Annotated in this window: 24 protein-coding genes; 17 read left to right on the top strand and 7 right to left on the bottom strand. The window is 33.6% G+C overall.

From position 1 onward, the window contains the following. Positions 1 to 22: 22 nt before the first annotated feature. The 4 genes from BM227_RS07210 to BM227_RS07195 are packed head-to-tail and all read right to left on the bottom strand — an operon-like array spanning position 23 to position 1,857. Positions 23 to 733 (bottom strand): sulfite exporter TauE/SafE family protein, encoded by a 711-nt coding sequence (locus tag BM227_RS07210; protein ID WP_092912536.1) that lies wholly within the window; start codon positions 731 to 733, stop codon positions 23 to 25. Continuing rightward, positions 720 to 1,229 carry a hypothetical protein gene (locus BM227_RS07205; protein WP_092912534.1) on the bottom strand — a complete coding sequence of 170 codons (510 nt, stop codon included), beginning with the start codon at positions 1,227 to 1,229 and terminating at the stop codon, positions 720 to 722. Before BM227_RS07205 ends, BM227_RS07210 begins: the two co-directional genes overlap by 14 nt. Positions 1,230 to 1,270: 41 nt before the next feature. Next, on the bottom strand, positions 1,271 to 1,636 hold the full coding sequence (locus BM227_RS07200; RefSeq protein ID WP_092912533.1) for a type II toxin-antitoxin system VapC family toxin: 366 nt from the start codon (positions 1,634 to 1,636) through the stop codon (positions 1,271 to 1,273). After that, a complete protein-coding gene (locus tag BM227_RS07195) occupies positions 1,633 to 1,857 on the bottom strand; it encodes a hypothetical protein (protein WP_092912531.1) in 225 nt (74 codons plus the stop codon). Before BM227_RS07195 ends, BM227_RS07200 begins: the two co-directional genes overlap by 4 nt. A gap of 132 nt (positions 1,858 to 1,989) precedes the next feature. On the opposite strand from BM227_RS07195, the gene BM227_RS07190 reads away from it, so the two are divergent. Genes BM227_RS07190 through BM227_RS07175 form a run of 4 tightly spaced genes read left to right on the top strand, consistent with a single transcriptional unit; the run spans position 1,990 to position 8,080 of the window. Beyond that, complete coding sequence (locus BM227_RS07190) at positions 1,990 to 2,613, top strand: TetR/AcrR family transcriptional regulator (protein WP_092912529.1); 624 nt, start codon at positions 1,990 to 1,992, stop codon at positions 2,611 to 2,613. After that, a complete protein-coding gene (locus tag BM227_RS07185; protein WP_092912528.1) occupies positions 2,606 to 3,853 on the top strand; it encodes a TolC family protein in 1,248 nt (415 codons plus the stop codon). Before BM227_RS07190 ends, BM227_RS07185 begins: the two co-directional genes overlap by 8 nt. After that, a complete protein-coding gene (locus BM227_RS07180; RefSeq protein WP_092912526.1) occupies positions 3,850 to 5,004 on the top strand; it encodes an efflux RND transporter periplasmic adaptor subunit in 1,155 nt (384 codons plus the stop codon). Before BM227_RS07185 ends, BM227_RS07180 begins: the two co-directional genes overlap by 4 nt. Further along, on the top strand, positions 4,997 to 8,080 hold the full coding sequence (locus tag BM227_RS07175) for an efflux RND transporter permease subunit (RefSeq protein WP_092912525.1): 3,084 nt from the start codon (positions 4,997 to 4,999) through the stop codon (positions 8,078 to 8,080). The genes BM227_RS07180 and BM227_RS07175 overlap by 8 nt, the downstream gene beginning before the upstream one ends. 38 nt (positions 8,081 to 8,118) lie before the next feature. On the opposite strand, the gene BM227_RS07170 is transcribed toward BM227_RS07175, so the two are convergent. Next, positions 8,119 to 8,709: a DUF3226 domain-containing protein gene (locus BM227_RS07170; protein ID WP_218147928.1), complete on the bottom strand. Its 591-nt coding sequence runs from the start codon at positions 8,707 to 8,709 to the stop codon at positions 8,119 to 8,121. A gap of 55 nt (positions 8,710 to 8,764) precedes the next feature. Continuing rightward, entirely contained in the window at positions 8,765 to 9,784 is a 1,020-nt protein-coding gene (locus BM227_RS07165) for an AAA family ATPase (protein ID WP_218147927.1), read from the bottom strand. Positions 9,785 to 10,056: 272 nt separating this feature from the next. Between BM227_RS07165 and BM227_RS12750 the strand changes: the two genes are divergently transcribed. The 13 genes from BM227_RS12750 to BM227_RS07105 all read left to right on the top strand — a co-directional run bounded on the left by BM227_RS12750 (position 10,057) and on the right by BM227_RS07105 (position 20,611). Beyond that, positions 10,057 to 10,233, top strand: coding sequence for a hypothetical protein (locus tag BM227_RS12750; protein WP_177202014.1), 177 nt, complete (start codon positions 10,057 to 10,059; stop codon positions 10,231 to 10,233). Continuing rightward, the gene (locus BM227_RS07160; protein ID WP_092912521.1) at positions 10,230 to 10,529 is read left to right on the top strand and encodes a hypothetical protein; all 300 of its coding nucleotides are present in this window, start codon (positions 10,230 to 10,232) and stop codon (positions 10,527 to 10,529) included. The genes BM227_RS12750 and BM227_RS07160 overlap by 4 nt, the downstream gene beginning before the upstream one ends. Positions 10,530 to 10,576: 47 nt before the next feature. Further along, the gene (gene istA / locus BM227_RS07155; RefSeq protein ID WP_143089712.1) at positions 10,577 to 11,635 is read left to right on the top strand and encodes an IS21 family transposase; all 1,059 of its coding nucleotides are present in this window, start codon (positions 10,577 to 10,579) and stop codon (positions 11,633 to 11,635) included. Continuing rightward, positions 11,628 to 12,416, top strand: a complete 789-nt coding sequence (gene istB / locus BM227_RS07150) for an IS21-like element helper ATPase IstB (RefSeq protein WP_092912520.1) — start codon at positions 11,628 to 11,630, stop codon at positions 12,414 to 12,416. The genes istA and istB overlap by 8 nt, the downstream gene beginning before the upstream one ends. Positions 12,417 to 12,719: 303 nt before the next feature. Continuing rightward, positions 12,720 to 12,974 (top strand): type II toxin-antitoxin system Phd/YefM family antitoxin, encoded by a 255-nt coding sequence (locus BM227_RS07145; RefSeq protein WP_092912518.1) that lies wholly within the window; start codon positions 12,720 to 12,722, stop codon positions 12,972 to 12,974. A gap of 2 nt (positions 12,975 to 12,976) precedes the next feature. Beyond that, a complete protein-coding gene (locus BM227_RS07140; RefSeq protein WP_092912516.1) occupies positions 12,977 to 13,231 on the top strand; it encodes a Txe/YoeB family addiction module toxin in 255 nt (84 codons plus the stop codon). A 330-nt stretch (positions 13,232 to 13,561) separates the two neighbouring features. After that, positions 13,562 to 13,816, top strand: a complete 255-nt coding sequence (locus BM227_RS07135) for a ribbon-helix-helix protein, CopG family (RefSeq protein WP_092912514.1) — start codon at positions 13,562 to 13,564, stop codon at positions 13,814 to 13,816. Continuing rightward, a complete protein-coding gene (locus tag BM227_RS07130) occupies positions 13,794 to 14,210 on the top strand; it encodes a type II toxin-antitoxin system VapC family toxin (protein ID WP_092912512.1) in 417 nt (138 codons plus the stop codon). Before BM227_RS07135 ends, BM227_RS07130 begins: the two co-directional genes overlap by 23 nt. Position 14,211: 1 nt before the next feature. Continuing rightward, on the top strand, positions 14,212 to 15,135 hold the full coding sequence (locus BM227_RS07125; protein WP_092912511.1) for a cation diffusion facilitator family transporter: 924 nt from the start codon (positions 14,212 to 14,214) through the stop codon (positions 15,133 to 15,135). A gap of 64 nt (positions 15,136 to 15,199) precedes the next feature. After that, entirely contained in the window at positions 15,200 to 16,891 is a 1,692-nt protein-coding gene (locus BM227_RS07120) for an AAA family ATPase (RefSeq protein WP_092912509.1), read from the top strand. A 72-nt stretch (positions 16,892 to 16,963) separates the two neighbouring features. Further along, entirely contained in the window at positions 16,964 to 18,688 is a 1,725-nt protein-coding gene (locus BM227_RS07115; RefSeq protein WP_092912508.1) for an AMP-binding protein, read from the top strand. Then, positions 18,685 to 19,419 carry a hypothetical protein gene (locus BM227_RS07110; protein WP_092912506.1) on the top strand — a complete coding sequence of 245 codons (735 nt, stop codon included), beginning with the start codon at positions 18,685 to 18,687 and terminating at the stop codon, positions 19,417 to 19,419. The genes BM227_RS07115 and BM227_RS07110 overlap by 4 nt, the downstream gene beginning before the upstream one ends. A gap of 1 nt (position 19,420) precedes the next feature. Then, positions 19,421 to 20,611 (top strand): Gfo/Idh/MocA family protein, encoded by a 1,191-nt coding sequence (locus BM227_RS07105; RefSeq protein WP_218147926.1) that lies wholly within the window; start codon positions 19,421 to 19,423, stop codon positions 20,609 to 20,611. Here the strand turns inward: BM227_RS07105 and BM227_RS07100 are convergent. Then, a complete protein-coding gene (locus BM227_RS07100; protein WP_177202013.1) occupies positions 20,608 to 21,930 on the bottom strand; it encodes a D-arabinono-1,4-lactone oxidase in 1,323 nt (440 codons plus the stop codon). The two genes, BM227_RS07105 and BM227_RS07100, sit on opposite strands and share 4 nt — an antisense overlap. Positions 21,931 to 22,441 lie beyond the last annotated feature (511 nt).

The following is a 22,441-nucleotide window of genomic DNA, read 5'->3' as shown; positions in this document are numbered from 1 at the left end:
GGGGCTTTTATTTGAATATTTTTTAATCACAACAGTGCAGTAAACTTCTTTCAGGATTTCTAATAAACTTAGATGCATCATAAATCATAAAAAGACCATATATAATTACAGCAATTGAAGCAATAGTTATCATTGTTTGACGCAGTTTACCTTTTTGCATTAAGCCTGTAAAAAAGCCAAGACTAAAGAGTGCAGGAATGGTACTGATACCAAAAATCAGCATTACTATTGCACCCCATAAAGGACTCATTGTGCTTGCAGCAGTAACAGCAAAGAAGTAGACAAAACCGCAAGGAAGTAGACCATTGATCATTCCTAGAAGATAGAAACTAAAGAGTGTTTGGTTACCCATTATAGATCTAAAGCTTTTTTGATACCATTCACTTTTCATAATAGAGTGTTCTATGATAGTTAAAAATTTTACTTTACCCATTATAGAGAGACCGGTTAGGATCATTACAAAACCTGCAAAAAGAAAAAGTCCACCTACTGTGTAGCCACTGAAAGTAGCTACACTGCCAAGATACCCAAAAAGTGCACCCATAACTGTATAAGTTGTTATGCGTCCTAAAGAGTAGAGCAGGTGAGCAGTAGCTTGGTGGCTTCTGTGCCATTTTGGATCTACTTTTGCTCCTGTATAAGCGAGTACTATTCCTCCACACATTCCGATGCAGTGACCAAATGCTCCCAAAAATGCTATTGTTGCTATTGATATGAGATTAACGGCTTCCATTTTTCATTTCCAAAAGTTTTTTTGCATATTCTCGGTTTGTAAGATTTTCACCTTTAACCATTCTCTCAACCATAGTTTTAAAGTCAATCATATTGTTATCTCTTTTTTCATAAGCTCCAAATCCATAACCCATAGGTGTATTTTCAAAGACAGAGTACCAAGCTTTTCTTCCATCAATCCAGCATTTTGTATCTATGGTATATACCCATATGATGGCTTTATCTTTAAACTTTTGTTCTGCAATCCATTCACCTAAACATCCTACATCATCAAAAAACCAGGTTTTACCATCTGGTGCTACTACTTCTGCCGAATACTTTTTGCTTTCAATAGGCATTTTACAGGCACTACACTGGTATGCTTTTGGCAAGAAATCAACAGGCTGATGAGAACTGTTACCAAGCAAGACAATCTTTGGATGAGGTTTATCAGCTAATGATAAAAATATGACGACAATAAGAGTAATTAATCCAATAACAACTGCTACTTTTTTCATAAATGTTATATTATCCAAGTTTGGTTAATAGATAGTTAATTTTAAATCAAGTTACAGTTATCAATATATCTGAAGTCCTTTATATTATAAGTAAATAATTTGCTTTTGGTTTCTATCGTAGTGGCTGCTATTAAACTATCTGGAATATCCAAAGAGTGACTTTTTGCATACTTATTTATCAATTTTAAAGCTTTTTTAGAAATTGTTTCATTTAAATGGATAATCTCAAATAAAGATATAAATTTTTCAAGTTGTTTAGTTTCATTTTTATTTAGTACTCCATAGAAAAGCTCCATTGCACTGATGGATGATATAGCTAAAATTTCATCAAATGATTCAACTTTTTTAACAGTTTTGTTATTTCCTTTTAATATTTCTATTAAAACATTAGTATCTAATATGATCATTTCCAAGCTTTTTTTCTTAAAGATTCTTGTGAAATATCTCTATTTTCCCACATTCCAGAAAACTCTTTTAAATTAACTCTGTTTTGCTTTGACTTTTTATTTTTTAAATCATTTTTTAAAGTCTCTCTTATGTAAGCTGATAGTGACATACCCATTAAATTAGCCTGTTTTTTCAACTCTTCAAAAAGGGTCTCTTCAAAATAGATTTGTGTTCTGTGCATATTTTGCTCCATATACATTAGTATTATACATCATAATATCAAATATAGATTTACTTTTAGTTTAAAAACTTATATTGATAAATATTTAAGCTTAGTGCGTTATACTTACTTAACGATAAGTAAGGAGAATCATTGAGAGTCAATAAGAAAGAGGTGATTTTAGAGATAGCCTCTAAACACTTTTCAAAAGCTGGATTTGCTTCTGCCTCTTTGGAAGAGATAGCTTCTGAAGCAGAAATAACAAAACCAGCAATTTACTACCATTTTAAAGATAAGTCAGCACTATATGAGGCTGTACTTCTTAAGCACTTAGAGCCTTTGGCAAAAAGGGTTGAAGAAGCTGTAAGTTTAAAAACTGATGTAGAAGATAAACTGGTGGCATACATAGAAGCGTTTGGAGAGTTTTTAAATGAGAGAAGCTGTTTTGCTGCTGTTTTGACTCATGAGTTTGCAGATAATGGAGAAAATTTACCAGAAAGTGCAACGGTTCAATTGGCAAAAATGCTTGGGGTTTTGACATCTATCATTAATGAAGGTGTTGATAATAGAGTTTTTAAGACTGAAAACCCTATGATTGTACAGATGATGATAGTCTCTCCTCTTATTATGCATCAAACAACGCAAAAAATGAGACAAAAGGTTGCTAAACACGTAACAGGAGATTTTAAAGTATTGCCGGAACCTGACATAAAAGATATGGCAAAGATACTCTCTAAAAAGATAATTTTTGCACTTAAGGGAGCAACTTATGAATAGAAAACTTGTTACTGTAGCTCTTCTTGTTGCTTTTCAAAACAGCTGGGCTATGACACTAAATGAAGCAATAGATACTGCTCTTAAAAAGAGTCCTTTGATTCTCATAGAGAAAGAGAAAATCAACCAATCGATTGAAGAGAAGAGAGTTAAAAAGGCTAAAAATCTTGGATCAATTAATGTAGTTGGCAGTTACACAACTTACAATATACCAAGAACACTAGCTCCAATAGTTCCTCCCATTTCGCCTGATATTGTAACAAGCAAAGATATTGGCACTTTAGGCTTAAAGTATGATGTTATGCTCTTTAACGGATTTTCCGATCTTAGATCTATTGAGATAGCAGAGCTTTCTAAAAAGATTTCAAAAACTGACTTTGCTTTGAGTAAAGAGCAGTTGATCTATAACATCAAATCTATATACTTTAAAATTTTAACACTTAAAAAAGAGAGAGTATCGGCACTTTCATATCAAAAAGCTTTGGAGACTCTTCAATCAAAAGTTGAACAAGAGTATGAGTTGGGTAAAAAGGCTAAATTGGATCTTTTAAAGGTTGCATCTGAACTGGAGATTGCAAAATATAACTCTTTAAATATTGATAACTCTATAAAGATACTTAAAGCAAAGCTTGCATCTCTCATAGGCATTGAAAAAATAGATAGTGTTGAAGATATTTATGATGAAGAGAGAGTTAGTGACAGTGTTGATCCTAAAAATTCTTTAATCTATAAAAAAGCACTTTTAGATACACAAAAGAGTAAAAAGGGAATTGCAAAAGCAAAAGCACTTTATTATCCGAAGGTTGCTTTTAATGCATATTATGGAGACAACTTTGCTTCAGGTGAGCAAGAGGAGTTGTGGCAGGCGGGAGTTAGCATTAACATTCCACTGTATGATTTTGGCAATAGAGATGCGCAGTTTCAAAAGGCAAAAATAGCGCATATGATCTCTGAACATAAACTTAAAAAAAGTTATCTTAAACTTAAAAGTGACATTGTTGACGCAAAAGAGCGTATTGCTACGGCAACTGCCAAGATAGAAGCTTTGAAAAAACAGCTTGAGTTTTTAACTAAAATTGAAGAGACTGAAAAGATCAAGTATCAAAACGGTGTATCTGATGTGTATGATCTGCTTTTAGCAATTTCAAAAAAGAGAAAAGCTGAGAGTGATCTGATCGGTGCAACATATGATCTTACAATGCAAAGAGCATATTTAAACTATATAACGGTAGGTGAAAAATGAAAAAAGTAATTGGTCTTATAATTGTTGTTTTACTGGTTGCAGGCGGTATTGTAGTTTTAAAGAAGAAAAAAGAGCAGTTGGCAAATCTTCCAACACCGGTGGCAAAGTCTGTTACAGTAGAGACGGCGATGCCCAAAGTCAAAAGTATTGAAGAAAAAAGAAGTTTTATAGGGCGTTACTACTCGGTAGATCATCCTGTAATAGCCTCTAAAATAAGCGGTTTCATTCAAAAGATATATGTAGAGGAGGGTGATCGCGTAAAAAAGGGTGATCTGTTAATCTCAATAGATGACAAAGAGCTAAAGTCAGCCGTCAAGGCGCAAAAGGCTTCTATAAAAGCGTTAAATAGTGCAATAGAGTCTTTAAAGTTCTCTCTAAAAGCTCTTGAGAGTGATTTCTTGCAGGCAAAGTCTGTTTATGAAAGAAATTTGAAACTTTACAAGGCTGATGCTTTGGCAAAAGAGAAGTTGGATCTGTCAAAAGTTGCTATGGAGTTAAAAGAGTCAAAGTATATTACTACAAAAAATAGCATAGAAGCAAAGCAAGAGGAGTTAAAGGCTCTAAAAGCACAGCTTGATTCTAAAATAAACCAGTTACGCTATGCCTCTATAAAAGCTTTAACTGATGGAACTGTAGGAAAAATCTTTTTAAGAATAGGCGATTTGGCAATGCCAGGCAAACCTATAGTGAAGCTTTTGGGAGATAAAAAGAGAGTAGAGTTTCAGTTTCCACTTGTTAAAGAGAGTATAAAAAGAGGGATGAAAGTCTATGTAAATGGAGTTGAAGATAAGATTAGCGAAATTTTACCAGAGAGTGAAAAAGCCCTTGGTATAGCAAGAGTCGATTTAAAAGGCAAATTAGCACTGCCTGAAAACAGTAATATTTCAGTAGAAGTAGTGACAAGAAGCGCCAAAGGTACTGCTGTTCCTGTTACAGCACTTCTTGAAAAGGTGGGTAGTAAAGAGAAAGAGCGATATGTTTTTGTCTATAACCAAAGTGAGTTTGTTCCTAAAAAGGTGAAAGTTTTGGCAAGTGATGGAAGCTATGCTGTAATCGATAGTGAGATTACAGAACCGGTAGCGGTGGGAAGTAACGATAAACTTTCACGACTATTTGTTTTAAAGAGTGTTAAGGTAGTAAATAATGAGTAATTTAATAGATAAGTTTCTAAAAAGACCATACTACATCATCTCTTTTTTGGGGCTTTTCCTCTTTTTGGGTCTTTATGGCTATAACTCAATTGATAGAAAACTCTTTCCAGATTCAAATCGACCAGAGATTGCAACTGTTATCATTTGGCCGGGGGCTAGTGCAAAAGATATTGCCTCCAATGTTGCAGTTCCAATAGAGAAAGAGCTTTATGCACTAGATAAAATCCGTCGAGTCTACTCATCTACCATAGATGAGGTAAGTGTTATAAGAGCAGAGTTTCATTATGAAAAAGATATTGAGAGTGCGGCAACAGATGTGGCAAATGCTATTAGTAAAATCCGCTCATCATTGCCACCAGATATTAAAGAGCCGCAGATCCATAAAATTACTGCTGCTACGCCTCCAGTCATTACCATCGGGGTCTCTTCCAAAGTCGCATCTTTGCTTGATGTTAGAGAGATTTGTGAAAATGAGATCAAAAATGATCTTTTAAAGATAGAGGGTGTCTCTAATGTAGATATTTTTGGAGGATTCAAAAAAGAGATTTTAGTAGAGGTTGATAAAAAGGCAGTTGACAAACTTGGTCTAAATATGGGTCAGGTTTTAGGGATGCTCTCTAAAAATGATAGAGATTATGCCATAGGGTTTATGGATATTGATCGTGGAAGATTTTTACTAAAATCAAACGGAAAAAGAGATCGTTTAGAGCAGATAAAAAAGTTGCCTATTACAGATAAGGTGCGTTTGGAAGATATAGCTCATATCTCTTATGGTCATTATGACAACAGTGCTTTGTATTACGGTAACGGAAAACCTGCTATTGCACTTTCAGTTCAGCGTTCAATAGATGCAGATGTGATCAAGACAATAGAAAATGTAGAAGCAAAACTTAAAGAGATAAAAGCAAACTACCCAGGGCTTGATTTTGAAGTGACAGATTCACAAAAAGATACAATAGAGCAAAGCATTACAAATATGTTTGAGTCTCTTCGAGATGCGATCATAATGTCAACAATTGTTGCTTTCTTCTTTCTTGCATCATTCAGACAGGTTTTGGTGGTACTCTTTACCATTCCGCTTGTCTATGCATCAACAGTGGCAATGATGTATCTTTTTGGTATAGAGTTTAGTGTTGTAACTTTGACTGCCATCATTTTGGCATTGGGACTACTGCTTGATGATGCTGTTGTTGTAATGGAAAATATTGAACGCCACTACAAAGAGCTTGGCAAACCAATAGGTAAGGCTGTTTTGGATGGAACAAAAGAGATAATGTTTGCTGACCTTTCAGGAACAATTACAACAATGGTTGCACTCTTTCCTATTATGTTTGTTGGGGATTATCCGCAGACAGTATTTAGACCACTGGTCTCTACACTTTTAATAGCTCTTGCGGCATCTTACATCATCTCCATCACTACTGTTCCGCTTTTGAGTATGAAGTTTTTAGCGATTCAAAGTTCTTGGGTTTTAAAAGCAGAAGAGGTTTTTGCAAAAGTTTCGGACTATTTTAACAATGGTGCCAGAAATTTCTTTGCCCAGCTTGCAAAAGCAGCAATGGAGAGAAAAAGAATCGCATTTTTATATTTTGCCAGCTTATTAATTCTGTTTGCTATTAGTGCTCGTGTTGTTATGCCAACAGTTGGGCAGGAGCTTATGCCACCTATGGATACTGGAATTGTGAAGATTAACATTACAATGGATCCTAATCTTCCAATAGAAAAGAGTGCCGAAGTACTACAAAAGGTTAACCAAGCTGTTTATGATAGTGGAGCTGTAAAGAGAGTATCATCAGCTATTGGAAGTGAAGCGGGAGTGCTTAGCATTGGTAGTGCCGGAGGAATAGACTCTATTTCTATTACTGCTACGTATCTAAATAGATTTGAAAGAGAAGAGAGTATTTGGGATATTGAGCATAAAATAAGAGAGAAGATCCAGCAGATTCCTAATATTAAATATTTTAGTGTATTTGATTATGGAGCGACGGCTCTCTCAAGTATTCGCGGAAATGTTGATGTTATGCTTAGCAGTGACAGTTTTGAAAAGCTTCAGACTGCTTCAGAGAGACTCTTTGAAGTTTTGCAAAATACTCAAGGGCTTGTTAATGTTGCCAAAACTTGGGATCTGTCAAAAGATGTTTATCAACTTAAGATAGATGAGCAAAAGAGTGCATATTATGGAGTAAGCGCAGATGATATTGCTAAACAGACAGCACTATATCTTAAAGGCTCACCTAGCGCATCTTTAGCTGTAAATAATGCTGTTGACACTCTTATTAGAGTAAGAGGAGCAGATAGAGAAAAAGCTCTAATGACTTTAGATACAATTCTCATAGATACGCCAAAAGGTAAAATACCACTCTCAACTTTCAGCAGTTTAGTAAAGGTTAAAGAGCCTAGTCAAATTACAAGAGAGGGGTTAAAATATACGGTTGATGTTTATGGTTTCAGAGAAAAAGCTTCGATCTCTCATATAATGCAAAATTTCGATAAAGCATATGCAGGTATAGAGCTTCCTGACGGTGTTGAGTTGACACAGACGGGTGATATTGCACAGTTTCAAGACTCTGCAAAGCGTATGGTAAAAGCAGTTGCATTTGGAGTAGGGCTAATCTTCTTTGTTCTTATTCCTATGTTTAACTCTTTTAGAGCACCGCTTCTTATTATCTTCTCAATTCCACTTACTTTGGTTGGAGCAAGCTGGATACTCCTGCTAATGGATTACCACACATCAATGCCCGCTATGATGGGATTCATTCTTCTTAGCGGTATTATTGTAAACAATGCAATCTTGTTGATCGAGTTTGCACTGTTGGGAATGAAAAGAGGACTTAGCTCAAAAGAGGCGATGCTTGAAAGTATTAAGATCAGAACAAGACCGGTTTTAATGACCGCTTTTGCTACAACTGCCGGTATGCTACCAGTAGCCCTTGGATGGGCGATAGGCTTAGAGCGTCTTGCACCTCTTGGAGCTGTAGCAATAGGTGGACTAATGGTCGGAACATTCCTTACGCTTGTATTTATTCCTATTCTTTTTGTCTGGATATATAAGAAGAAAGAGAGTGTGGATTTTTAAGCAATTTTAGAAACGGGACTTTTTGTCCCGTTAAAAAGTTATTCAAATATCTTTAAAAATTCTTTTAAGCTATCTAAAACTTTATGTTCAAAATCCCAAATATCTTTTTGCAAAGCTTTTTCAAAATTGCAATTTTTTTTAGCTTGTTTTTGCTCTTTTTTAGTGCAAGTATCAAATCTTATGTAATTACTTATCCAAAACTTAATGAAATCTTTTTCAGATATACTTTTGTCATTTTTATCAAGGCATTCTTTCCAGCTCTCTAAGCAGTCAGCAAAAACAGAATCTGAGTTTTTAATTTGAAACAGGATATCTTCTAATTCTCCAAAACCATCTATATTTAAAATGTGACAAGCTATTTCAATATCATTAGATTTATCGTACTTAATCTCATTATTTTTTGTAAACTTAATATTGATATTCAATTCTTCTAAAATATTATTTACTTGTTCTAATCTTTGATCTATTCCTATTTTATCAGCATCTAAAATAATTCCTAATTTATCTATTTCTCCAGAATCAAGCTTCAGATCTTCAAGTTTATATTTTAGATTTGATATTCCATCTAAACAAACAAATTCATCTATATTGCATAAAGGTTCATCTATTTCAATATTTTTAATATTCAAATGTTCTATCAATTTTTCTATAAAAAATTTATCATTTTTACTTTCTACTATAAGTTTATTCACCTCTAAACCTTCCTTTATGAGAAAGTGAATAACTTAACTGCTCATAGTCTCTATTTTTAACTAAAATATTATTGGTCTTTTTATTCATATAAAACTCTAAATAAGCACCTTCATTTTCTTTATTGACTTTATTAAAAGCTTCTATACACTCTTTTGAGTGTGTAGTTGCAAAAACTTGACAATTTGCCTCTTTTGAAGCTTCAAAGATTATTTTCCAAAGCTTTTCATAGTTAGTATAGTGTATTCCATTTTCTATTTCATCGATCAGTAAATAGCCATCTTTACTAGACCATATAGCACAAAGTATTGCTATGAAGCGATTTATTCCTTCACCAAGAGATGAGAGTGGAACCAATCTATCTGTTAATTTTACTTTTAAAACAACTTCATTTTCTTTTACTATTTGTTTTAGAGATTTGATATTTTGATCAAAAAGTTGTAATGAGTTATTTAAAAACTCCTCTTTATCAAACTCAATCAAATTTCCATATAAAATTGAGATCAAGAGTGTATTTAAAGAGCTACTTGGGATAAACTTTACATTTTTACTCATAAAATTGTTTATATTTTTTTGATTTTTTGTCAACATACTAACTGGCAACTGTCTATCTTGATGATTGAACCATATTTTCATATAAGGTTCTGGCAATATCTCTTGATCATCAATCAGCAATCTAAAGTTTTGCTGTTTTAGTGGGAAAATCTCCATAGAGAGTTTTTGATGACTATTTATATCTATTTTTAACTCTTTGTTTTCATCATAAAAAAAATCAAATTCAATATTTTTAAGATCGTTATATCTTCTAGTAAGAATTCTATTAACGCAATAAACTATTTCAATAATACTTTTAGGCAGTGTAACTAACTCTATTGCTTCTAAAAAAGCGGTTTTACCAATATTGTTTTTCCCACCTATTAAATTTACTCTTTTTAAATCTTTTACTTCTAAATTTCTAAATATTTTAAAATTATAAATTTTAATATTGTTTATTTTGCCTTGCGCTTTATTCACTTATTATCTCCAATCTGACTTGTCTGTTTATTACATTTTAAAGTCTTTTAAAGATTTTAGCAAGTTGAATTTTGGTTGTCAACAAGTGTTGTATTCAACTCTTTAAGAAGGTATAAGTTTGTAAAAACATACTATACTTTCTAAAAATAAAAGTTTTTTGGGAAGTATAGTGTAGAAAATAGAGTTGTGGTTAAAAGTATAGATTTAATATTAAATTCATCAAATATTGATTATTATTAGTATTTACAGTTAAATTAAATTTAGGAAATGTATTGAAAAAAGCAATCTATCTTCCAACCAGTCAAAATATCATAATTGTACAAGATGGTGAAGAGTATTGTGAGATCTTCATTGATGGGGAGTATAAGACAGTTTCTAAGAGTATTAATAAGTTTGCAAAGTTGAGTTATATTAAATTTTATAAAAATTCAAAACGAGGTATTTTATGAATTGCTATAAACTTATTAAACAAATTAAGGAACAAAAAGCCACATTGTTATGGGAGTATAATTTTGATTTAAAAATAGAAGATTTTAAAAATATAGAAAGTGAAATTTACAATCCACATAACTCAGAGGTTTGTAAAGAATTGCTGATTTCTTTATATGTTTTTTTTATATCACTTGAACTATATAAAAAAGGTGATTTTTGGAGTGAAACTATATCAAATGGTGACCAAATGTCACCTGCAATGCTAAAATACACCACAAACGCAAAAGAAAAATGTACCACTTGTAAAAGATAGAGTGAAAAATATGATAGATTTCCTCCAAATATTTGGAGGAGCTATGAATGATTACATATGAGGAGTTTGTAATGATACATACGCTTCACAAACAAGGGTACAGTATAAGAGCGATTGCAAGAATGACAGGGTTAGATAGAAGGACAATTTCCAAAAGATTAAAAGAAAAAGAGTTAATGCCAAGAAAAAGAGTAGAGTATAAATCAAAGCTAGATCCATTTAAAGAGTATATAAAAGAGCGTATTGCAGATGCATTGCCACATGGGATTCCTTCAACTGTAATATATCGTGAGATATTAAATAAGGGTTATAAAGGGAAGATTAGAATATTGCAAAGTTTTATGAGTGCTATTTATAAAGAATTTTTGCCACTAAAAGAAGAGAAAGTTATTAGATTTGAGACAATGCCAGGAGTTCAGGCACAAGTTGATTGGACAGTAATAAAAACAGGTAAAAGTCCAATCTATGCCTTTGTAATGATTTTAGGATACAGTAGATATGCATATGTACATTTTACAGATAATATGAGATATGAGACATTTGAAGAGTGCCATAAAAAGGCTTTTGAGTTTTTTGGAGGAGTTCCAAAGAGTATACTTTACGATAATCTAAAAAGTGTTGTTATTCAAAGAAATGCTTATGGCGCTACAAAGCATAAATTCAATAAAGAGTTTTTGGATTTTTCAAAAACCTATGGTTTTACACCAATGTTATGTAAACCATACAGAGCACAAACTAAAGGTAAGGTTGAGAGATTTATTGGGTATTTAAAAAGGAATTTCTATATTCCTTTGAGATCAAAACTGAAAAATTCACCTTTAAAAATAGATTGTCAACTTTTAAATAGCCAAATATTTAGTTGGTTAGAGATAATTAATGATAGAGTACACGGTACACTAAAACAAAAACCAAAAGATCTATTTGAAATAGAGAAAAAGGCTCTACTGCCACTTATATTGGCAGTAGAACCAACAAACTCGTTAACAACTTCAAAAAGTAATTATACATCTAAACATAGGATTGAATCAATAGATAAAGAGTTTATTATCTATCAATCATCTCTTATAGAGTATGAAAAATTACTAAAGGAGGCTAGTTATGTCTAATAACATAGCTTCCATCAATGAACAGATTCAAGCATACGCTACGCTTTTTAAGCTTCCTGCAATAAAGAATAGTTTCTCTTCACTTGCAGATGAAGCAGCTAAAAAGAATCTATCTTATACTCAGTTTTTATTGAAACTATTTGAGTATGAGTATGAAACAAAAATACAAAGAGCAAAAGAGATTACTCTTAAAATGGCAGGTTTTCCAAAGGTAAAAACTTTGCAAGATTTTGATTTTTCATCTTCTCCAGTAGATAGAAATATTATTAATGAGTTATCTACCCTTAGATTCATAGAGAATGCCCAAAATGTTTTACTAATTGGTCCAAGTGGTGTTGGAAAGACACATTTAGCCATTGCCTTAGGATATTTAGCTACTCAAGCAAGAATAAAGACCAAATTTATCACTGCACAAGATTTGCTTTTACAGCTTGAAATAGCACAACAAACCAATAGACTGCAACACTATTTCAAAAAAGTTATAAATACAACAAAGCTTTTAATTATTGATGAATTTGGATATATCAAACTAGATGCTAATCAGGCTAATCTTTTTTTCCAAGTTATTAACAAAAGGTATGAAACAGGCTCAATTATCATAACCAGTAATCTATCTTTTACTAAGTTCAAGGAGGTGTTAAACAATGATGAAGCTTTAACTACAGCTATACTTGATAGGCTTATTCACCATAGTCATATACTAAATATTCAAGGTGAAAGTTACAGGCTTAAACAGAAAAGAGAAGCTGGTGTTCTTTTAGGACTGGATAAATCTTTGTAAAAAAGTGAAAATACACACAATATAGGTCAGCTCATCGGTAAAGTTAATTGAAGTAGTTGTTCCCTTTCTATTAGTTCAACATTATGACTTTTTGCTAAACTTTTAGTATTGTCATTAAAGTAAAAATTTGTAACTGCATCTAATTTTGCTTCAGGATAGAGACCGCTTAGTATTCTTCTGAGGAAGGCTCAAGTAATTTTTATTCTCCTTTTATCCCGAACTCACGTTAAAATAGATATTACAATCGAATAAATAACAAAATTAATGCTATAATTATGTACATTCTATGTGAAAAGGATATCTATGCAAGTAGTTAGTATGACTGAAGCAAGAAATAACTTTAAATCCATTTTTGATAGTGTATATTATGACAATGAAGAGGTGATCATTCATAGAAAAGATCGTGAAAATGTTGTAATGATACCGTTAGATGAATACAACTCTTTAAAAGAGACAGATTATTTGTTAAGAAATCCAAAAAACAGAGAAGTTTTACTTCGTTCATTAAAAGATGCAAGAAGTGGTAAAGTTTTTCAAAAAGATTTAATAGAAATATAAGAATGAACATAACATTTACAAATGATAGTTGGAATGAATATCTCTATTGGCAAAAAACTGATAAGCAGATACTTAAAAAGATTAATCAACTTTTAAATGATATAAAGCGAACACCTTTTTCTGGAATAGGAAAACCTGAGCCTTTGAAATTTGAATTATCTGGTTGTTGGTCGAGAAGAATTACAAATGAGCATAGATTGGTTTATGAAGTAACTGAATATTCAATAGTTGTTATATCTTGCAAATATCATTATTAGATAAAATAAAAAACTTTTCCTTACCGGTATTTTAGTGATTTTATAAAAAAAGTTTTACAAATTAGATTATTTCAAGCATTTATTATCTTCATCAATTGTTTATATATCTCATTATTTTTTCTGAACTGAGAACATTATGTCACTTCTATTTGACTCTGATTACAACTATTAAAGTCATAGGGTGCAAAATTTCACAGCAACATTCGCCCATTCATCCACTTTATAACTTCATTTTCAATCTCTTAATTGGTCTAGTAAAGGCACTAAGTAGAATAAAAGTTTGAGTGTAATACAATGTTGATATACAAACCTTGGCTGAAAAGGAAAACGATGTTATCAGTAAGATTGCCAAAAGATATTGAGCAAGAGTTAGCCAATGTTGCAAGATTGGAACAGACTACAAAAACAGAGATAGTAAGAGAAGCTATACTCTTTTTTTTGGAAAATTTAAAAGAAAAAAGAAAAAATACTCCTTACACTTTAGGGAAAGATCTATTTGGTGTCTATGATGGGGATAGTGATTTGTCTTCAAACTATAAGCAAAAGTTAGATGAGATTTTAAATGAAAAACACAACCATAATTGATACAGGACCTATTGTAGCACTATTTAATAGGAGAGATAAACACCACAAAAGAGTTTTAGAGTTTGTTAGAGAGTATGATGGAAGTTTTATAACGACTTGGCCTGTTATTACAGAGGCTACACATCTGTTAAGGCAAAGTATTCAAGCTCAACTTAATCTATTGGAGTGGATAAAAAGAGGTGGCTTAGATGTTTTTCAAATAGACAAAAATGACATAGATAGAGTTATATTTTTAACAACAAAATATAGCGATGTACCAATGGATTTAGCCGACTGCTCTTTGATAATTTTGGCAGAGAGAGAAAATATAAAGGATATTTTATCTATCGATAGTGATTATGATATTTACAGAACGCTAAAAAAAGAACCTTTAAATAATCTTTTGAGGTTTTAATATGGCTCACCATCATCACCATCACGACGTAAAGGGTAGAAACCTTTTAATAGCGATTATTTTAAATGTGATTATCACATTGGCACAGCTTGCAGGAGGTCTTTACTCTGGCTCATTGGCACTTCTAAGCGATGCTTTGCATAACTTTAGTGATGTTATGAGCCTTGTCATTAGTTGGTTTGCCCAGAAGTTGTCACATAAAGAGGCTGATGAGAGACGAACATTTGGGTATAAGCGTGCTGAAATTCTTGCAGCACTGTTTAATGCTTCTGTTCTTGTGGGGATTGGTTTTTTTATTATTTATGAAGCTATTATACGATTTTTTCATCCTGAACCAATAGACTCTATGTGGGTTATTATTCTTGGGTTACTTGGCATCATAGTCAATGGTGGCAGTATTGCTTTATTGCATCAGGATGCTAAAGAGAGTATGAATATAAAAGCGGCTTACCTTCATCTTTTAGGTGATGTGCTTACCTCTGTTGCTGTTGTAGCAGGTGGGTTAATGATGCAGTTTTGGGATGTTTTATGGGTTGATCCTCTTATATCTATTTCTATTGCTCTTTATCTTATTTTTGCATCATTTACACTTATTAAAGAGGCAATAGAGGTATTAATGCAGTTTGCTCCTAAAAGTGTAGATCTTAATGAGATTTCAGAAGCAGTCAAGGAGATTTCAGATGTTGAGAATATTCACCATATCCATATATGGAGATTAAATGATAAAAATATATTTTTTGAGGCACATATTGATCTAAAAGATAATCTCTTGTTGTCTGATGTAACAAAGAAGCTTATAGAGGTTGAAACACTTTTAAAAGAGCAGTTTAACTTTACACATATTACCCTGCAACCTGAATATAGACGTTGTGATGATAAAGGGTTGATTAGTTATTCTGATAGATGTGAGATTGGTGGTTGTTGAGAGATTTGCAAAAGTTTAATAATAGAGTTTTTTGGTAGAATAGCCAAATTCTAGGAGAGCATAGATGAAAAAAATTATATATGGTGAGAGTAATTTCAGAAAAGTAAAGATAGATAGTAATTATCTTTATATAGATAAGACCAGTTATATCGAAAAGCTTGAATCACTCAATGAGAATTTTTTAATCTTCCTACGTCCTAGACGCTTTGGAAAGTCTCTTTTTCTCTCAACGCTTCAATATTACTATGATGAGAATGCAAAAAGTGAGTTTGATGAACTTTTTGGCGATACCTATATTGGCAAGCATCCAACACCATTAAAAAATAGTTTTAGAATACTCTTTTTTGAATTTAGCGGTATTAATACCGATGAATCTATGCAGTCAATTTATGAACAGTTTACGTTTAAAATTAAGATGTCACTTAGTAGCTATTTTAAAAGCTATAATTATCCTCAAAGTTATGAGGATTTAAAAGAGATTAATAATCCAACTTCACTTATGGAGTACTTTTTTGAGATCGTTAAAGATGACAGGATCTATATACTAATCGATGAGTACGATCACTTTGCAAATGCGATTCTTTCATACAGTATGGATGATTTTTTAAAGATTGTAGGTAAGGGTGGATTTGTAAGAAGCTTTTATGAGGTGCTAAAGACAGCTACATTTACAGGGACAGTTCAAAAAATTTTTATTACAGGTGTTACACCTATCACACTCGATAGCTTAAGCAGTGGGTTTAATATTATTTCTAATATCTCTTATCATAAATCATTTAATGCAATGGCAGGCTTTACACAAGATGAAGTAGAATATGCTTTAAATGAGACAATCTTTAAACGTTGTCAAAGTATAAAAAAAGATGAACTCTTAGAAGAGATAAAAGCTTGGTATAATGGATACCTTTTTCAAATTAAAGTAAAAGATCGAATCTATAATGCTACTCTTATTAACTACTTTATTTCAAGATTTGATTATAGTGATTGTGAGAAGCCTAAAAAAATGCTAGATAGCAATGTAGCGAGTGACTACAAAGCACTTATGCGTCTATTTAACATTGGAGATAAAGAGAGAAATTTTGATATTTTAAAAGAGATTATAGAAAAAGGGTACATTACAGGTACGATCAAAGACCGCTATGATCTAAATAAAACTTTTAGTGAGGATGACTTTATTACGCTTATCTATTCTATGGGATTTATTACTTTAAAAGATGAGACATTTGGTGATGTTTATGATTTTGAGATACCAAACTATGTTATTAAACAGCTATACTTTAACTATTTTGCAATCGAGATAGATCGCAGGAATAACCTAAAAATAGATGCCAATATTAACCATATTCTAAGAGATTTGGCAATGGGTAAGATAGATCCATTCAAAGAGCAACTAAATGAAGTCATAAAGACTCTTTCCAATCGTGATCATATGGGGTTTGATGAGAAGTATTTTCATATCATAACACTTTCTCTTCTAAGCTTTGCAAGCTTCTATTTTATTGATTCTCAACCAGAGATTGAAAGAAGATATCCAGATATTTTACTAATTGGACGAGATGAGAAGGTACCAAATAACTACCTATTTGAGCTTAAATGGGTTAAAAGCAGAGATAACTATGAAAGTATAAAGCAAGATGGAATTGAACAGGTTAAAGGTTATTTAGAGATTGAGAAGGTTAAGGCAATACCTAAACTTAGAAGCTTTTTACTTATTGGCTCAAAAGATGGAGTAGAGTTTATAGAGATTAGTTTCTAATCAAATTTAGATATTTAAAGTAACAATTTTTTGTTTGATAAATGATCAAATATCTCTGATATACTTAGCCCTATGAATAGTAGATTAATAGAAAAAATAAAAAGTAACAATGCAAAGAGTGAAGGGCTATGCAAGCTCTATGAAGAGATGGAAGCCAATGAAGCGTCGATTTGGCAAATAATTGAATCAAAAAATGTAACTAACTGGGTAGAGATTTTTCAAGAACGTGCTAAAGAGTATGCAGATAGGATAGTAGTTAAAGAGGTAGAAACCAAAAAGTGTTATACATATGGTGAGTTAGACAGGGCATCAGATCAGATTTGTAATTTTATTCTTTCAAAGAGTAAATCAGATAGCATAGGGATTAACTTTCCAAATAGTTTTCTATTTCTTGCAGCTTTAATAGGCATCAACAAAGCAGGGCGGTTAGCTGTACTTTTTAACCATAGAGAGCCGTCAGCACGTCTTGTAGAACTTGCCAAACGAAGTGGAGTAGATGAGGTTTTTGGAAACAGTATTGATGGTTGTGTAAAGTGGGATATTGAAGAGGCTATAACTTTAGCATACAGATTAGAAAAGAAGTTTGATGTTCATTCTACAACATTGGAAGATGCTGCATTTGTAATCTTTACAAGCGGTACCAGTGGACCAAGCAAACCGGCACTTTTTAGCCATAGGCGAATGATTGGAGCAGGAGTTGCTTGGTCACTGCGCACTGCCATGGATGAAAATGATAGCTGTTACATCTCTTTGCCACTGTTTCACGGTAATGGGTTGGCTGTTGCTTTTTCAAGTGTTGTTTTTGCCGGAGCCAATGCTGTATTGCGGCAGAAGTTTTCAGTATCATCTTTTTGGGAAGATGTTAATAGCTATAAATGTACGCATATGGTCTATATAGGTGAGTTGTGGCGATATTTACTTAATCGATATAAAGATGGAGAAAATCCAAATAGCTCTCTTAAAGTTATATTCGGCAATGGTTTAACAAAAAATCTTTGGGAAGATGTTATAGAGCATTTTGGCATTGAACATGTAGTTGAACATTTTGGTGCAACAGAGATGCCAGCAGGTGCTTTGACTAATTGGTTTGATATTCCTGGCTTCTGCGGTTACATTCCTCCACAAGATGAGCGTAACAAAATGATGGTACTTGTTGATGAGGATTTCAATGTAGTTCCTGATGAGGTGCCTGGTGAAGCACTCTTTAAGGTTGAAAGCGGTCATTACCGAGGTTATCTTGATCCATCTTTAGATGAGGCAAAACTGGTTCGCAGCCTTTTTAAAGAAGGTGATTTGTGGTGGCGTTCTGGTGATCTTTTAAAACGTAATTCTGATGGATTTTACATATTTGTTGATCGTTTGGGAGATACATACCGTTACAAAGGTGAGAATGTTGCCTGCAGTGATGTAGAAGAGGCTATTCGCCAAATTGGTGAGTTTGAAGAGGTGGTTGTTTATGGGATCGAACTACCTGGGATTAATGGCAAGATTGGGGTGGCATCACTAGTTCCTGCTAAAAAGTGGTCGCCCAATATACTTCCTTCTTTTTTAACTGAGATGAGAAAGAGAGTTGCTGACCATGCACTGCCTTACTTTCTTAAAATCGTTAATGAAAAGCATCAAACCACTTCAACTCTGAAGATTCAAAAGAGCAGACTCTCAAAAGAGGGGCTTAAAGGATTTAAAGAGGGTTGTTGCTATGTGTTGATCGATGGAGTATATACTCCAATATATGATGAAATTTATAATAAGTTAAATAACGGTACATTGGTGCCAAGTCTTAAGAGGGTAAAATGAGAGTTGTAGCTACAAGACTGCATACAAGTAATGAAGCTGTTCCTATAGACCCTGAGCAGATCAAGGCTTGGTGTCAAAATGTTTTAAGCTACAGTGATTTGCTTATAGTTGTCGTTGATAATCGCTACTTTCAACGTGTTGGTAAGATGCTGATGCGTTTTGGTAACAGAGTAAAACTTTTTCATATACATCCCTGGATTGGTTATACACAGCCATTAAATATGATTATAGAAAAAGCTCTTTCAGTTGGAGCTACAAAACTTCTTTTTCAAAGTATAGAAGTTACTGCTTTACCTGAAGATATCAAATCTCTTGAACGTCATTTGGACAGTAATACTTTGGTAGTTGGTGCTAAGCTACACGAAATGCATGGACATCAAAATCAAAAAGTAGAGCTGACAGGATGGACAACTCCTTGGAATACTCTTGCTCTTTGGAATCTGGAAAAACTTGGATTGACAGGATTTTTAACAGTATCTAGTGGCAATTTGCCTGGTATTCCGGGTGGTGTTGAAGAGGTTGCAACTATCTCACTACTGCAAACATTGCACCCTTACTCTATGAATGCCAAAATGGTTGAGTTAAAGAGTGTAGTATGGAATACACAGTGGAGCTGTAAAGAACGTGAAGCTTACCACGCTACTAAAATGGCTTCAAAGAATGAGCGGGCTGAGAAACAGTTGAGAGCCTTGGGAATTTCACCTGGTTTTGTAACGATTGTAAAGGATTAAGATGATTGATGTGTTGGTTGTAGGAATTGGAGAGTATGTAACTGGACTTGCTCAGCAAAAAGCAGCGCAATCAGATAAGAGTTTTGGTGTTGTGGCATTGAGCCTTTTTGATATGCGATCACGTGGCTTGGTTGGTAATATTCGATTAGCAGGACGTGATGCTTCACGTTTTGAATCGGTACGACACCACTTTGAGACCAATCTTAAAAGTGCATATACCGATCTTGACACATCATTTGAAGCTTACCCAAAAAGTGGTCGCAATGATGAGGCTTACAAAGAGGCACTTAGTGATATGAAACCTGGATCTGCAGTTATGATCTTTACCCCAGATGATACCCACTTTACTATTGCACGAGATGCCCTTGAAGCAGGGATGCACGTACTTGTAGCCAAACCGCTTGTAAAGAGAGTTCAAGAACATCAGATATTGATGGATTTGGCTGCAAAAAAAGGACTGCTTTTAATGCTTGAAGTGCATAAACGGTTTGATCCAATTTATGCCGATGCTGTTGATAGAATTCAAACCTTTGGGGATTTTAGCTATTTTGTCAGCTATATGAGCCAACCAAAAAGTCAGCTAAACACCTTTGCTGCGTGGGCAGGGATTAGCAGTGATATTAGTTACTATCTTAACAGCCACCATGTTGATCTTCTTTGTTGGGCGATAGGTGAGAAAGCCAAACCTATTAGTGTTTATGCTACGTCAGCTACGGGTGTGGCAGATAAAAAACTTGGTCGAAAGGTTGAAGATACTATTACATTGACAGTGCAGTGGGAAAACATAAAAAGTGGTGCATTGGCAACGAGTGTCCATACTGCCAGTTGGATAGCTCCCCCTTCAGATGTTCACTCACAGCAGAGATTTTTCTATATGGGGCATAATGGTGAGGTGCGTGTAGATCAAGCTCATAGAGGCTATACAGTTTCAACTGATACAAATGGTTTTCAAAGTGCCAATCCACTCTTTATGAAATATACACCAAGAGATGGAAAGTTTGCCGGGCAAGAAGGGTATGGTTATAAAAGCCTTGCAACCTTTGTAGAATCGGCGTCGGCACTGCGTGACAATCCATCAAATCTTGCAGAGTATAACCGCATCCTTCCTACGATTCAAAATACATTGACAACAACACGTATTTTAGAAGCAGGGCGAAGGAGCCTCGATGAGAAGAGAATCATCGAGCTTTAAGCTTCGCCTTTCAGACGTTTTATAAATCGGTTGGTAAAAATTCCATTTGGATCGTTTTTTTCGACAAATGACCAAAATTCATCCCATTTTGGGTAGTTATGTTTAAACTCTTCTGTTGTGATACGGAACTGTTTGCCCCAGTGCGGACGACCGCGATATTTGAGCAATATACGGTCAACTTCACTGAAATAACGGAAATATTCTGGTTCACGACCAAGTGGGAAGTGGATCTTTGTACCAATCCAGCAAGTGTCTTCACCTTGGGTTGGACTCATCCAAAAGGTATCACCTTTTACAAAGCGCACCTCAATCGGGGCATCGACATATATCTTCTTCTCTTCAATCATCTCAATAATTTCTCTAAAAACTTTAAAGGTATCTTTGATGTTAAAGGCGTATTCAACAACATCTTGCTTAAGCACATGTGGCAAGAAAAATGCCCAGTGTGATGGATATACACTAACATTTTTTTCAGGCAGTAGCAGACGGCTCATTAATTGGTTGACTTTTGGAATTAAACGGCGGTTGAATGAGGCAAAAAAGAGAAGCAGTTCATGGAGGAAGTTGTTAATGATTACTCCGGACACAAAGTATGTTTTAAACATCTTCCACCACCCATTGGCTGGTTCCTCAGTTCTATTTGCTGTCCAAACCATAAAGTCACGAGTATGCGGAATCCAGATGAATTTAAAGTGGTCATTTTCTTTCAAAAGGGTCTCAAACTCTGCCTCAATAGCTTCAAATGACATCTTTTTTTCTACTACTTTTAGTTTGAAATATGGCTCACACTGAAGTGTAATTCGAATGACAATTCCCAACATTCCAAGACTGACTGCATAGATGTCATACTCAGGGTCATCTTTAGTAATCACCTTTTTTTCACCTGTTGGTGTGATGATCTCAAATTTGGTGACAAAGTTGCTAAATATACGATAGTTAATACCACTTCCATGGTAGCCTGTAGCACAACTACCTGCTACATTATCAAACACATTGGTACCAAGGTTAGAGATTGAAAGTCCCTCTTCTTTAAGCAGTTTAATGAGTCTTGGCATTCGCATTCCAGCTTGGAAGGTGACTTGATGTCTCTCTTTATCGACTTTTTCAAGTGCATTGAACTTTTTTAAAGAGACAAGTACACCATTTTCACCGGGGCAGAAAATATCGTTATATGAGTGACCGGCACCAACTACTTTGATTGGTGTTTTGCTTGCATTGCAGAGCTTGACCAGTTCTATAATTTCCTCTTCTGTTTCAGGGTAAACAATATCTTTGGGTTTGCAAATCGTTGTACGCGCCCAGTTTACAAACTTTTTCACTCTTTTCTCCATATAAGTTTTTTGTAACTATATTTTAACTCCTGTTAAAATAGGGTGAAATAAAAAGTGTACTAATCAGTTGTTTATTTTTGATCAGAGAGAAGTATAAACATCTATATTTATTTATTTTTTTTATATTTTTGTGGTACTATTTTAAAGGTATCAATTTAAAGTTAGCCTTTTTATAAAAAATAACTTAAAAAGGACAAAAAAATAAAAAAGCAATAGCTTTTTAAAGCTATTTTAAAAACAACCAATTTTCAAGAGATTTTTCTCTTGAAATGAGTTTGATTTTGAAAGCACTTTTAAGAGTTTAATCTAAAATTATAACTTTAGATTAGAGTGCTTTTACAATCAAACTAAGTTGGTTTGATTGACAATTAAAAGGTGATGGCACTATTACAATTCCATCATCAATTTGAAGTAAATTAGCTTTAGTTCTTTAACTTATCACTGTCTAACCATAGCAAAAACACGAGAGGGGTTATAAGGTTCATTGTTTTTAAAGATG

The organism is Hydrogenimonas thermophila (genome assembly GCF_900115615.1).
GTDB lineage: Bacteria > Campylobacterota > Campylobacteria > Campylobacterales > Hydrogenimonadaceae > Hydrogenimonas > Hydrogenimonas thermophila.
Note: the sequence above shows the minus strand (reverse complement) of the source record. Positions and strands in the feature narration are given on the sequence as shown.